Source organism: Pseudomonas sp. NPDC089530 (assembly GCF_050280705.1).
Taxonomy (GTDB): Bacteria; Pseudomonadota; Gammaproteobacteria; order Pseudomonadales; family Pseudomonadaceae; genus Aquipseudomonas.
In genome coordinates this window covers 1-12,443 of sequence record NZ_JBNNVU010000127.1, presented here as the reverse complement: position 1 = coordinate 12,443, position 12,443 = coordinate 1, and the positions used below count along the sequence as shown (strand labels likewise).

Annotated in this window: 9 protein-coding genes and 3 pseudogenes; 7 read left to right on the top strand and 5 right to left on the bottom strand. The window is 65.1% G+C overall.

Annotated elements, in window-relative coordinates; genetic code table 11:
• The 3 genes and pseudogenes from ACQKQA_RS27930 to ACQKQA_RS27920 form a co-directional block, all read left to right on the top strand.
• Positions 1 to 94 (top strand): annotated as a pseudogene (locus tag ACQKQA_RS27930) (hypothetical protein); the annotation flags it as partial.
• Positions 89 to 604 (top strand): annotated as a pseudogene (locus ACQKQA_RS27925) (FAD-binding protein); the annotation flags it as partial. The pseudogenes ACQKQA_RS27930 and ACQKQA_RS27925, both read left to right, overlap by 6 nt.
• 15 nt (positions 605 to 619) lie before the next feature.
• Positions 620 to 1,390: an electron transfer flavoprotein subunit beta gene (locus tag ACQKQA_RS27920; RefSeq protein WP_427564442.1), complete on the top strand. Its 771-nt coding sequence runs from the start codon at positions 620 to 622 to the stop codon at positions 1,388 to 1,390.
• 848 nt (positions 1,391 to 2,238) lie between these two features.
• On the opposite strand, the gene gbcA is transcribed toward ACQKQA_RS27920, so the two are convergent.
• Positions 2,239 to 3,534: a glycine-betaine demethylase subunit GbcA gene (gene gbcA, locus ACQKQA_RS27915; RefSeq protein WP_427564441.1), complete on the bottom strand. Its 1,296-nt coding sequence runs from the start codon at positions 3,532 to 3,534 to the stop codon at positions 2,239 to 2,241.
• A gap of 279 nt (positions 3,535 to 3,813) precedes the next feature.
• Here gbcA and gbcB point away from each other — a divergent pair, with 279 nt between their 5' ends.
• Positions 3,814 to 4,914 carry a glycine-betaine demethylase subunit GbcB gene (gene gbcB / locus ACQKQA_RS27910; protein ID WP_427564440.1) on the top strand — a complete coding sequence of 367 codons (1,101 nt, stop codon included), beginning with the start codon at positions 3,814 to 3,816 and terminating at the stop codon, positions 4,912 to 4,914.
• 146 nt (positions 4,915 to 5,060) lie between these two features.
• On the opposite strand, the gene ACQKQA_RS27905 is transcribed toward gbcB, so the two are convergent.
• The 4 genes from ACQKQA_RS27905 to ACQKQA_RS27890 form a co-directional block, all read right to left on the bottom strand.
• Entirely contained in the window at positions 5,061 to 5,885 is an 825-nt protein-coding gene (locus ACQKQA_RS27905; protein ID WP_427564439.1) for an SDR family oxidoreductase, read from the bottom strand.
• Positions 5,886 to 6,020: 135 nt separating this feature from the next.
• On the bottom strand, positions 6,021 to 6,845 hold the full coding sequence (locus tag ACQKQA_RS27900) for a nitrilase-related carbon-nitrogen hydrolase (RefSeq protein ID WP_427564438.1): 825 nt from the start codon (positions 6,843 to 6,845) through the stop codon (positions 6,021 to 6,023).
• Positions 6,842 to 8,287, bottom strand: coding sequence for a purine-cytosine permease family protein (locus tag ACQKQA_RS27895; protein WP_427564437.1), 1,446 nt, complete (start codon positions 8,285 to 8,287; stop codon positions 6,842 to 6,844). The genes ACQKQA_RS27900 and ACQKQA_RS27895 overlap by 4 nt, the downstream gene beginning before the upstream one ends.
• Before the next feature lie 168 nt (positions 8,288 to 8,455).
• Positions 8,456 to 9,496 (bottom strand): low specificity L-threonine aldolase, encoded by a 1,041-nt coding sequence (locus tag ACQKQA_RS27890; protein WP_427564436.1) that lies wholly within the window; start codon positions 9,494 to 9,496, stop codon positions 8,456 to 8,458.
• Positions 9,497 to 9,720: 224 nt separating this feature from the next.
• Between ACQKQA_RS27890 and ACQKQA_RS27885 the strand changes: the two genes are divergently transcribed.
• The 3 genes and pseudogenes from ACQKQA_RS27885 to ACQKQA_RS27875 all read left to right on the top strand — a co-directional run.
• Positions 9,721 to 10,464, top strand: a complete 744-nt coding sequence (locus ACQKQA_RS27885) for a TraX family protein (protein WP_427564435.1) — start codon at positions 9,721 to 9,723, stop codon at positions 10,462 to 10,464.
• Between the two features lie 444 nt (positions 10,465 to 10,908).
• Positions 10,909 to 12,162, top strand: a complete 1,254-nt coding sequence (gene glyA, locus ACQKQA_RS27880) for a serine hydroxymethyltransferase (RefSeq protein ID WP_427564434.1) — start codon at positions 10,909 to 10,911, stop codon at positions 12,160 to 12,162.
• A gap of 23 nt (positions 12,163 to 12,185) precedes the next feature.
• Positions 12,186 to 12,443 (top strand): annotated as a pseudogene (locus ACQKQA_RS27875) (hypothetical protein); the annotation flags it as partial.

Sequence of the window (12,443 nt, the reverse complement as noted above, 5' to 3'; positions counted from 1 at the left end):
CCTCGACAAGAACCTCGTCGAGGCCCTGGCCGACCCGCTGGTGCACTTGGTGCGCAACGCTGTCGACCACGGTATCGAGTCGCCGGAAGAGCGCGCCGAGCCGGTCAGCGAAACCCGTCACGAAGCCCTGCCGGTGGAGTTATCCACAACGGTGGCGCGCAGCCTGGCGCGGATCGAGGACCTGGGCGCGGTGGCGGTGGACCCGGCGGCGATTCCCATGGCCGAGGCCGAATTCATTTTCTCCGGCGGCAACGGGGTCAAGGACTGGGAACTTTTCCACAGGACCGCCGCGGCCCTGGGCGCCACCGAAGGCGCATCGCGGGTGGCGGTGGACGACGGTTTCATGGCCCGCGACCGTCAGGTCGGCGCCTCGGGCACCTGGGTCACCGCGCGGGTGTATGTGGCGGTGGGGATTTCCGGGGCGATCCAGCACCTGCAGGGCATCGGTGCCTGCGACAAGGTGGTGGCGATCAACCTCGACCCGGGCTGCGACATGATCAAACGCGCCGACCTGTCGGTGATTGGCGAAAGCGCCGAGCTTCTTCAAGCCTTGATCGCGGCGGTAGAGGCCTACCGCAACGGCGCCAAGCGCGATGCGGCCTAAGGGAGGACAGAGCTTATGAGTACCAATGTGATCAGCCTGGTGTCCGTTGGCGCCCACCCGACTTCCGGTCGGCCGCGGCGTGCCGAGCAGGATGCGCGGGCGGTCGAGCTGGGGCTGCAACTGGCTGGGGACAAGCTGCAGGTGCTGCACGCCGGCGATATCGCCGAGCCGGCCCTGCGCGCCTACCTGGGCATGGGCCTGGAACAGATGCACGTCCTGGAGCAGCCGGCCGGTGCCGATGCGCTGCCGGCCCTGACCGATTACCTGCGCGAGGCCGGGGCGCAAGTGGTGCTCACCGGCAGCCAGGCGGAAACCGGCGAGGGCTCGGGCATGCTGCCGTTCCTGCTGGCGGAGAACCTCGGCTGGCCGCTGGTGGTGGGCCTGGCCCAGGTGGAATCCATCGACGGCAGCGTGGCCCTGGTGCTGCAAGCCTTGCCACGGGGCCAGCGGCGTCGGCTGAAAGTACGGCTGCCGTTCCTCGCCACTGTGGATAACGCCGCGCCCAAGCCACGCCAGAGCGCCTATGGCCCGGCCCGCCGGGGTGTGCTGCAGGCACGGCAGGTGGAAGTGCTCGACGATGAGTTGTTCGCCAGCGCCACCCTGCAACCGGCCAAACCCCGGCCCAAGCGCCTGAAAGTGATCAAGGCCAAGAGCGGCGCCGACCGCATGAAAGCCGCGACCGCCAAGGCCAGCGGCGGCGGTGGCCAGGTACTCAAGGGCGTCAGCGCCCAGGCCGGGGCCGAGGCCATTCTCAAGCTGTTGATCGAAGAGGGCGTGGTCCGCTAGGGCTGCGCCAGCCGCACTACCGCTATCGCGAGCAAGCTTCGCTCCTACGGGGCGCGGCTTGCTTCCTCCCTGCTTCCACGGTTACTCACAATCCCTGTGTGCGCCTCTGTGGATAAGATGTTCGTCCCTCTCCGAAACCCTCGCCAATCAAGCGTTGCAGGCCGCTGTACGAAAAACGATCAAGCCAAGTTGGCGTTTTTACACGGGTTTTTCTGTGGATAAGGAATTCCCTCGAGCCTCTGCCGTTGCCGAGTTGCCCCCAAAGTCTGTTGGCCTTTTTGTGGATAAGATGTTCGCTATCCGCTGCGGGCCTTATAAACAGCGCCCCTCAGGCTTCTGATCAAAAAACAGGCAAACCCATGGTTTGGCACCTGCGGCAGGGCTGAAACCTCGGTATTTCGCGGCATGGCGCGGTTTTCCACAACGCAGGGCCCTGTACCTCACAGTTGCCCCCAAAGTCTGTTGGCGCTTCTGTGGATAAGGTGTTCGCCTTCCGCTACAGGCCTTTTACAACGTGGCTTACAGATGTTTGTACAAAAAATGCACAAAGGCCTTGAGGAAAGCCCTTTCTGGATAAGTCACGGATTTTCTTCAGGTTCCGGGAAGAAATCCCGGGGCTGAAAACCGAGTTGCCCACATTTGCTGTGGGTGGAGATGTGGATAACTTGTTCGCGGACCGCTGGGGGCCTTGTCGGCCATGGCCGGGAAGGGGTTAGATCAAATTTCGTACAGCGGCATCGCCCTGGTAGAAGCGAAGCTTGCTCGCGAGGAACGATAACCCGGGGTGTCTGATACACCGGGTCGCGTTCATCGCGGGCAAGCCTCGCTCCTACAGGTCAGCGGTAGGGTTAGCCGTGAACCGGCACGCCCTTGAGGTAGGGAGCAGGCTCGGCGCCAAGGTTGCTCAGCATGCGCGCGCTGTACCAGTCGATGAAGTTGACCACGCCGAACTCGTAGGTCTTGGAGTACGGGCCCGGCTGGTAGGCGGTGGAGTTGATGCCGCGCTGGTTCTCTTCGGCCAGGCGACGGTCCTGGTCGTTGGTGGCGTCCCACACTTTGCGCATGTTCTCCGGGTTGTAGTCCACGCCTTCGACCGCGTCCTTGTGCACCAGCCACTTGGTGGTGACCATGGTTTCCTGGGCGCTGATCGGCCACACGGTGAACACGATGATGTGGTCGCCCATGCAGTGGTTCCACGAGTGCGGCAGGTGCAGGATGCGCATCGAGCCCAGGTCCGGGTTCTTGATCCGGCCCATCAGCTTCTGGCAGGCCTGCTTGCCGTCCATGGTCATGGACACGGTGCCCTTGAGCAGCGGCATGCGCACGATGCGGTTACGCAGGCCATGGCTCTTGTGCAGGTACGGGATCTTCTCGGCTTCCCAGGCGGCGGCGGAGTCGGCCACGTGGTCCTTGAACGCCTGGTCGGCGCGCGGATCGTTGGTGTCGTCCCACTCCAGCAGGGTCTTGAGCAGTTCCGGGTGCGAACCGTTGCAGTGGTAGCACTCGCGGTTGTTTTCCAGCACCAGCTTCCAGTTGGCTTTTTCCATCAAGGTGGTCTGCACCGCCACCTTGGTGTTTTCCATGTCGTAGGGCTCCATGTAGTGAGTCAGGGTCGCCAGAAAGTCATCGATGGCCGGTGGGTTCTCGGCCAGCGAGATGAAGATGTAGCCGCCGGCGGTCTTCACGTTCACCGGCTTGAGGCCGTACTGCTTCATGTCGAAGTCGGCGCCCATCTCGGTGCCGGCGAACAGCAGGCGGCCGTCGAGCTCGTAGGTCCACTGGTGGTAGTGGCAGACCAGTTTGGCGACCTTGCCCTTGTCGCTGGTGCACAGCCGCGAGCCGCGGTGGCGGCAGACGTTGTGGAAGGCATGGACCACGCCGTCGGCGCCACGGATCACGATGATCGGGTTCTTGCCGATCTGCAGGGTGATGTAGTTGCCCTTGGTCGGGATCTCGCAGGTCATGCCGGCGATCAGCCATTCCTTCTGGAAGATCTCCTGCATGTCGATATCGAACAGGCGCTCGTCGCAGTAGAACGGCTGCGGCAGGGAGAAGGTCCGCTCGCGTTCTTGGAGCATTTGTGCGGTGGCCTTGCGTGCGGGTTCCAGCGGATCGCCCAGGCTCAGGGTTGCGGTGACGTCCATCGTTTTATCCTCGAGGCCATCTGTGTGGCCGGTGAAAGTGGCTACGGTTGCGGCGCAAGGCTGGAAACCAGCTGTTATCGGTTGAGCCGAGTGTGGGGCCGGCGCGGCCCGGAACCTTATCCATGGACGACATGGTGCAATCTGTTCCCGACGCGCCAGGCCCGGTGGTTGGCGGCTGGTCGCGATAAGCATGTGAATGTCGCGGATAGGTAAATGGGCGTTCATGGGCCTGCGCACAATCGCCACATAAAGGCCGGCAGTCGGCCGTGGAGAACCAGCATGTCCAATAACTTCCTGAACCCGGTAACCACCCAGACCTGGGCCAATGGCCGACACATCGTCCGTTGCGTCAAAGTCATCCAGGAAACCTGGGACGTGCGCACCTTCTGCTTCATGGCCGACCAGCCGATCATGTTTTTCTTCAAGCCGGGGCAGTTCGTCACCCTGGAGCTGGAGATCGAAGGCCAGCCGATCATGCGTTCCTACACCATTTCCAGCTCGCCCTCGGTGCCCTACAGCTTCTCGGTGACCATCAAGCGCGTCCCGGGCGGCAAGGTCTCCAACTGGCTGCACGACACCCTGCACGAAGGCCAGGAACTGGCGGTGCACGGGCCGGTGGGGCTGTTCAACGCCATCGACTTCCCGAGCCCGAAAATCCTCTACCTCAGCGGCGGCGTCGGCATCACCCCGGTGATGTCCATGGCGCGCTGGTTCTACGACACCAACGGCAATGTCGACATGGTGTTCATCCACAGCGCCCGCTCGCCGAAGGACATCATTTATCATCGCGAGCTGGAGCACATGGCGTCGCGGATCGACAACTTCAGCCTGCACCTGATCTGCGAGAAGCACGGCCTGGGCGAGCCCTGGGCCGGTTATCGCGGCTACCTGAACCACAAGATGCTGGAGCTGATGGCGCCGGACTTCCTCGAGCGCGAAGTGTTCTGCTGCGGCCCGACGCCTTACATGAACGCGGTCAAGCGCCTGCTGGAAAGCGCTGGCTTCGACATGTCGCGCTACCACGAGGAATCCTTCGGCGCGACCCCGGCGGAAGCCCGGGCCGATGCGCAGGAACAGGCCGAGCAGGCCGCCGATGCGCCGGAAGTCGACGCCGCCGACCTGCATCAGGTGGAATTCACCGCGTCCGGCAAGAGCATCCGCGTGGCGCCGGGCGAGACGGTCCACGCCGCCGCGGCCAAGCTTGGCCTGATGATTCCCAAGGCCTGCGGCATGGGCATCTGCGGCACCTGCAAGGTGCTCAAGCTGGGCGGTGAGGTGGAAATGGACCACAACGGCGGCATCACCGAGGACGACGAAGCCGAAGGCTACATCCTGTCCTGCTGCAGCGTGCCGAAGGGCGACGTGCGGGTCGAGTATTGAGGGGCTACACCCTTCTCAGGTCATACCGCAGCCCGTAGCCGCTGCCGAGGCACGAGGCTGCGATCGGTTGCGTAGCAACCGCAAACCCTGTGCCCCCGGTGTGTCCGACCTACCGAAGTGCCGGGTCTGCGGCGGCTGCGTCGCGCTCAATCGACAAACAGATCGGTCATCAACGCCTCGCTGCTGTCGGGATCGAAGCGGTAATGGCCGAAGTCGCTCACCCCCTGTTCGCGCAGTATTTCCTCGTCGATCAACAACCGTCCGGTGATGCGGCGCTGGCTGCTGCACAGGATCGCGTGGGCGGCGTCGGCCATGATCGCCGGGGTGCGCGCATGCTTGAACGACTCCCGCGAGCCCAGTTGGAACTCGATGGCGGCGGTGGCGATCATGGTCTGCGGCCACAGCGAGTTGACGCTGATGCCGTAGAGCCGGAATTCCTCGCTCATGCCCAGGGTCAGCATGCTCATACCGTATTTGGTGACAGTGTAGGGGCTGTACAGGGCGAACCATTTGCTCGCCAGGTTCAGCGGCGGGGACAGGTTGAGGATGTGCCCGCCGCTGGCCTTCAGGTAGGGCAGGGCCGCCTGGCTGCACAGCAGCACGGCGCGGGTGTTGATCTGGTGCATCAGGTCGAAGCGCTTGAGTTCGATGTGCTGCACCCCGGTCAGCTTGATCGCCCCGGCATTGTTGACCAGGGCATCGATCCCGCCGAAATGCTCCGCCGCCCGAGCCAGGGCCTGGCGCACCGCCTCTTCATCGCGCACGTCCACCTGCAGCGCCAGCGCCTGGCCGCCGGCCGCCTCGACCTCCCGGGCCACGCTGAAGATGGTGCCGGGGAGCTTGGGGTGGGGCTCGGCGCTTTTGGCGGCGATCACGATATTGGCCCCGTCCCGCGCCGCCCGTAGGGCGATCTCGCGACCAATGCCACGGCTGGCGCCGGTGATGAACAGGGTCTTGCCTTGTAGGGACATGAATGCGCTCCTGATTATTGTCGTTATCCGAGCGGATACGGCGGCTCGCCAGACAATCTAGTTCATGTCCGGTGGCGTGCACGGTCAGAGGCGAAAACAAGGTTTGCCGCGGGTTTCCCCGCGGCGGGCGGGGGCTCAATACAGCGCCGGGCGGCGGTCGCGGTGCACGTGGTTGTGCTCGCTGATGTGCTTGTGCTGCGCATCCCCCAAGGGCAGGTCCGCCAACAGCAACTGCTCCCCCGGGTGGCGGGCGGCGCCGGCCAGGGGATAACCGTCGGCGTCGACGATCAGCGAGCCGCCGACCCAGGCCACCTCGCGTTCCTCGCCGCAGCGGTCGCAGGCGGCGATGAACAGGCGGTTGACCGCTGCGTTGGCCTGGACCCGGACCATTTCCGCCGGGCGTTCGCCGGCGGGGCGCGGGCCGTCCGGCCAGTTGACCGGGGCGCACAGCAGCGCGGCGCCGGCCAGCGCCGGCAGGCGTACCCATTCCGGGAATTCCAGGTCGTAGCAGATCATCAGCGCAAGGGCACCAAAGCGGGTCTCGACCACCGGCGGCGGCTGGTCGCCGGCGCTGAACACGAGCTTTTCCCGGTCCCACAGGTGAGCCTTGCGATAGACCGTCACGCGCCCCTCGGGCTCTACCAGGGCGGCGCTGTTGGCCACTTCCCGGGCATTCAGGCGTTCGCAGAAACCGCCGACTATCACCACCTGCAGCTCCTGCGCCAGGGCCTTCCACAGGCTCAGCGTCGGCCCGTCGAGGTCCTCGGCCAGGGCCAGCGCTTCGTGCCGGTCGGCGAACACATAACCGCTCTGCACCAGCTCCGGCAGCACGATGACCTGGGCGCCTCGGGCCGCGGCCTCGCGGATCGCGCGCTGGCCCAGTGCGCGGTTGTAGTCGAGTTCGCCGACCCGTGGGGCTACCTGTTGGCAGGCGACTTTCAGGCTGTGGATCGCAGTCATTGTTCAGTTCCTTCCAGTTGGCGTTCGCTGGCCAGGATCGCCTGGCGCTCGGCGTCCAGGTCCAGGCCGCGGGTCAGGGCCCAATAGGCCACGCCGGCCACGATCAGGCCGACGACGAAGGCGATGTCCGCGCCCTCCAGCGCCCGGGACACCGGACCCTGGTAGAAGCTCAGCGACATGAACGGAATCATCGCGAGCAGGCCGAGGAAATAGGCGACCAGGCCTGGCATGGCCCAGCGGCCGTAGATCCCGGCCGGGTTGAAGATGTCGCCGATGGCGTAGCGGCCTTTGCGCACCAGGTAGAAGTCCGTCAGGTTGACCGCGGTCCAGGGCACCAGGAAGTACAGCATCAGCAGCACGAAGGTGTTGAAGCTGGCCAGGTAGCTGTCGGGAATGTTCATGGCGATCAGGAAGATGACCACGGCCACCAGGGCGATGCCCACCACCCGGCTCTTGAGGTTCGGCTGGATCTGCAGGAAGCCGTCGATGGCGCTGATGCCGGTCAGCATCGCGCCGTAGCAGTTCACCGCCATGATGCCAACCAGGGCGGGCACGGCGATCAGCACGGTAAAGGTGCCGAAGCCCGGGATCAGCTGGTTGCCGACCTCGCGCACGCTGCCGATGGCGTCGGGGGACGGCAGGGCGGACGCCAGGAAGGCGCCCAGGGACATCAGCCACAGCGCCGAACCGGCGGCGCCCAGGTAGGTCCAGAAGATCACCTGGCGCGACGGGGTCTGGTGCGGCAGATAGCGCGAGTAGTCCGAGACATACACCGAGTAGCTGATCTGGTAGCCGGCGGCCGCCGACAGCTGGATCAGGAAGGCTGACCAGGAGAAGTGCGCGTCGGCCACGGCGGCGTCGGCCTGCAGGGTCAGCAGCGCGCTGACGGTCAGCACGGTGAAGACGCTGATCATCAGGTAGGTCAGCCAGCGCTGCACGGCGTGCAGCAGGTCATGCCCGACCACGGCGATGATCACCGCCAGCACGATCATCAGGCTGTACCAGGGCGCCCGAGTGCCGGGCAGCACGGTGTTGATGGCGTCGGTGGCGAGGATCACGTTGAACACGTTGAAGCCGATGTAGACGAAGACCACCGCGGTGAAGGGCACGATGGCGCCGCGCAGGCCGAACTGCGCCCGCGACTGGATCATCTGCGGCAGGCCCATGCGCGGCCCTTGGTTGGCGTGGAAGGCCATGCAGAAGGTGCCCAGGCAGACGCCGATGACGATGGCCAGGATCGAGTAGCACAGGCTCAGGCCCAGGGCCGCGCCGGTGAAGCCGGTGACCATGGTGGTCAGGACGAAGTTGCCGGTGAACCAGAAGGGGCCTTGATGCCAGACCTTGCCGTGGCGCTCGTGGCGCGGCACGTAGTCGATGGAACGGGTCTCGATCTTGAGGCCGGGGGCTGGGACTTTTTCCGTTGCCGCGGGCAGGCTGGTCATGGGGTCAGTGCCTTTGTTTTTATAAATTGACCCGGGAGTCTCGGATATACGCCTGCGATGTTGAATCAGTGGGGGGAAATAATCAGTTCAGGAAAATGTGAACTGATGCGCTTTGGCCGATTGCCGGCCGGCTCCCGCCATTGGCGGAAACCGGCTGGCGAGGCCGTTTCAGCCAGCCATGACCTGGCGAATGTCCGCGGCCAGTTCACGCACCCGCGCTTCTTCGGTGTCCCACGAGCACATGAAACGCGCGCCGCCCTTGCCGATGAAGGTGTAGAAGCGCCAGCCCCTGGCGGTCAGCGCGGCGATGGCCGGTTCCGAGAGTTGCAGGAACACGCCGTTGGCCTGCACCGGGAACATCAGCTCCACCCCGGGAATGTCCGCCACCAGCTCCGCCAGCAACTGTGCGCAGCGGTTGGCGTGGCGGCCGTATTTGAGCCAGGCGTCGGTTTCCAGCAGGCCGACCCAGGGCGCGGACAAGAAGCGCATCTTCGAGGCCAGCTGGCCGGCCTGCTTGCAGCGGTAGTCGAAGTCTTCGGCCAGATTGCGGTTGAAGAACAGGATCGCTTCGCCCACCGCCATGCCGTTTTTCGTGCCGCCGAAGCACAGCACGTCGACCCCGGCTTTCCAGGTCAGGTCGGCGGGCGAGCAGTCGAGGAAAGCGCAGGCGTTGGAGAAACGCGCGCCGTCCATGTGCAGGTTCAGCCCCAGTTCCTTGCAGGTGGCGCTGATGGCGCGGATTTCGTCCGGGGTGTAGACGCTGCCGACTTCGGTGGCCTGGGTCAGGGTCACCACCCGGGGCTTGGGATAGTGGATGTCCTGGCGCTTGAGGGCGATGTCGCGGATCGACTCCGGGGTCAGCTTGCCGTTCTCGGTGCCGGCGATCAGCAGCTTGGAGCCGTTGGAGAAGAATTCCGGCGCGCCGCATTCGTCGGTTTCGACGTGGGCGGTTTCCGAGCAGATGACGCTGTGGTAACTCTGGCACAGCGACGACAGGGCCAGGGAGTTGGCGGCGGTGCCGTTGAAGGCGAAGAACACCTCGCAGTCGGTCTCGAACAGCTTGCGGAAATAATCGGCGGCGAGGGCGGTCCACTGGTCGTCGCCATAGGCGCGTTCGTGGCCGCGGTTGGCCTGTTCCATGGCCGCCCAGGCCTCGGGGCAGATTCCGGAATAGTTGTCGCTGGCGAATTGTTGGCTCTTGTCGGTCATGGCCGTCTTCCGTGCTAAAGGTCCGAGAGGGGAGCCCTTCGATAAAGGGCTCCGGATCAGGCGTTCCTGGGTAAGGAAGCCTTGGGTCAAACGCCCGCAACGAGGCCGGGTCCAACAGGACGGCGCAGGCCCCGCAGAGGTCGATGGTGCGCCACTTTACCCAAGATTGGCGAGGGAGCACACGCACTGTTTATGGGCGAAAAATGCACAGGCCATGAGGATTTATGCGCGACGCGACGCTGACCCCGGTTGCCCCCAGGCGCGATGGCGCCCTGGACCTGCTCAAGTGGCTGGCATTGCTGGGCATGGTGCTCGATCACCTGCGCTACGTCGGCTGGAGCCTGGAGATGTTGTATGTGCCCGGGCGCCTGGCGTTTCCCTGGTTCTGCCTGGCGCTGGCGGCCAATGTGGCCCGGGCCGGCGCGGCGGATCGCGCCGCCGCGGGGCAATGGCGTTACCTGGGCTGGCTGCTGCTGTTCGGCCTGCTCAGCGAGCTGCCGTACCGGTTGTACATTCCCGACCCCGACACCCTCAATGTGCTGCCGACCCTGGCCCTGGGCCTGCTGGTGGCCCGTGCCTGGCAACGGCGCGGCGGGCTGGCGTTGTGGCTGGGGCTTGGCGCGGCCTTGCTCGGCGCTCTGTTCGACCGCTACCTGATGTTCGGCCTGGCCGGTGTGCTGCTGCCCCTGGCGATGTTGCTGGTGCTCCGGCGGCCCTGGTACTGGGCGCTGCTGCCGGGGCTGCTGTGCCTGGCGGCCAACCAGTGGCAAACCCTGCTTTCGGCGGCGCGAATGGGCAATCAGTTGGCGGCCTGGGGGCTGGTCGCCTGCCTGTTGGCGCCGTGGCTGGGGCTGCTGCTCCTGCGGCGTCTGCGCGGCGTTTCCCCGCCGCCGATGCGGCGCTGGGCCTATCTGCTGTATCCCGGGCATTTCTTGCTCTTGCTGGCGCTGCGCAACCTTCTGGCCTGACGACGACCCCTTGTCGCTACGAACGCCCGTAGCCGCTGCCGAGCTTGCGAGGCTGCGATCGAGGACGTAGTCCTCGCAAAACCTGAGCATGCGGTGTGCCTGGAAGAACAGGTTGCCTGGTTTTACGACCGCTTCGCGGCCGATCGCAGCCTCGCAGGCTCGGCAGCGGCTACAGAGGCGGCGCCAGCCCGAAACCTGTGGCGCCATTGGTCGGCGCCAGGGGCTCGCGGTCGCGGCCAAGCCATGGATATAGAGCCTTCGGCGCCCGGTGCGCACGGCTCTGGGTCTATCTGCGTCAGGCCATGTCGTAAACGCACCTTTGCGTGGCGTCCATAGGCATTTGGCGACTCGAAGCCGGCCATACCATCGCATCCAAAGGGCACTACCGCAGGGTACGTGCCTCACCGAGACGAAAGGCGCACCGACGCCGCTGGGAGAGACGCGATGTTCAGCAAGCAAGACCAAATCCAGGGTTATGACGATGCACTGCTGGCGGCGATGAATGCCGAGGAGCAACGTCAGGAAGATCACATCGAGCTGATCGCGTCGGAGAACTACACCAGCAAGCGGGTGATGCAGGCCCAGGGCAGCGGCCTGACCAACAAATACGCCGAAGGCTATCCGGGCAAGCGCTACTACGGCGGCTGCGAGCATGTGGACAAGGTCGAGGCCCTGGCCATCGAGCGCGCCAAGCAGCTGTTCGGCGCCGATTACGCCAACGTCCAGCCGCACTCCGGCTCCTCGGCCAACGCCGCGGTGTACCTGGCCCTGCTGCAGGCTGGCGATACCATCCTGGGCATGAGCCTGGCCCACGGCGGCCACCTGACCCACGGCGCCAAGGTGTCGTCCTCGGGCAAGCTGTACAACGCCGTGCAGTACGGCATCGACACCAACACCGGGCTGATCGACTACGACGAAGTCGAGCGCCTGGCCGTCGAGCACAAGCCGAAGATGATCGTCGCCGGCTTCTCCGCTTACTCCAAGACCCTGGACTTCCCACGTTTCCGCCAGATCGCGGACAAGGTCGGCGCGCTGCTGTTCGTCGACATGGCCCACGTCGCCGGCCTGGTCGCCGCCGGCCTGTACCCGAACCCGATCCCGTTCGCCGACGTGGTCACCACCACCACCCACAAGACCCTGCGCGGTCCGCGCGGCGGCCTGATCCTGGCCAAGGCCAACGAAGAGATCGAGAAGAAACTCAACGCTGCAGTGTTCCCGGGCGCCCAGGGCGGCCCGCTGATGCACGTGATCGCCGCCAAGGCCGTGTGCTTCAAGGAAGCGCTGGAGCCCGGCTTCAAGGCTTACCAGCAGCAAGTGATCGACAACGCCCAGGCCATGGCCGGCGTATTCGTCAAACGTGGCTACGATGTAGTGTCCGGCGGCACCGATAACCACCTGTTCCTGGTCAGCCTGATCCGTCAGGGCCTGACCGGCAAGGAGGCGGACGCCGCCCTGGGCCGTGCCCATATCACCGTGAACAAGAACGCCGTACCGAACGATCCGCAGTCGCCGTTCGTCACCTCCGGCCTGCGCATCGGCACCCCGGCGGTCACTACCCGCGGCTTCAAGGTCACCCAGTGCGTGGAGCTGGCCGGCTGGATCTGCGACATCCTCGACCACCTCGGCGATGCCGATGTCGAGGCCAATGTCGCGCGCCAGGTATCGGCCCTGTGCGCGGACTTCCCGGTTTATCGCTGAGTGCGGTTTTGGAGTAAATGACTATGCAACGCTACTCGGGCTTCGGCCTCTTCAAACACTCCCTCAGCCACCATGAAAACTGGCAGCGCATGTGGCGCACCCCGACCCCGAAAAAGGTCTATGACGTGGTCATAGTCGGCGGTGGCGGGCACGGCCTCGCGACCGCCTACTACCTGGCCAAGGAACACGGCATCACCAATGTCGGAGCTGGTGCACCGCCTGTTCACCGCCCAGGAAGACGAGCGCAAGCGGGTGGCCTACGACCTGCACGACGGCCTGGC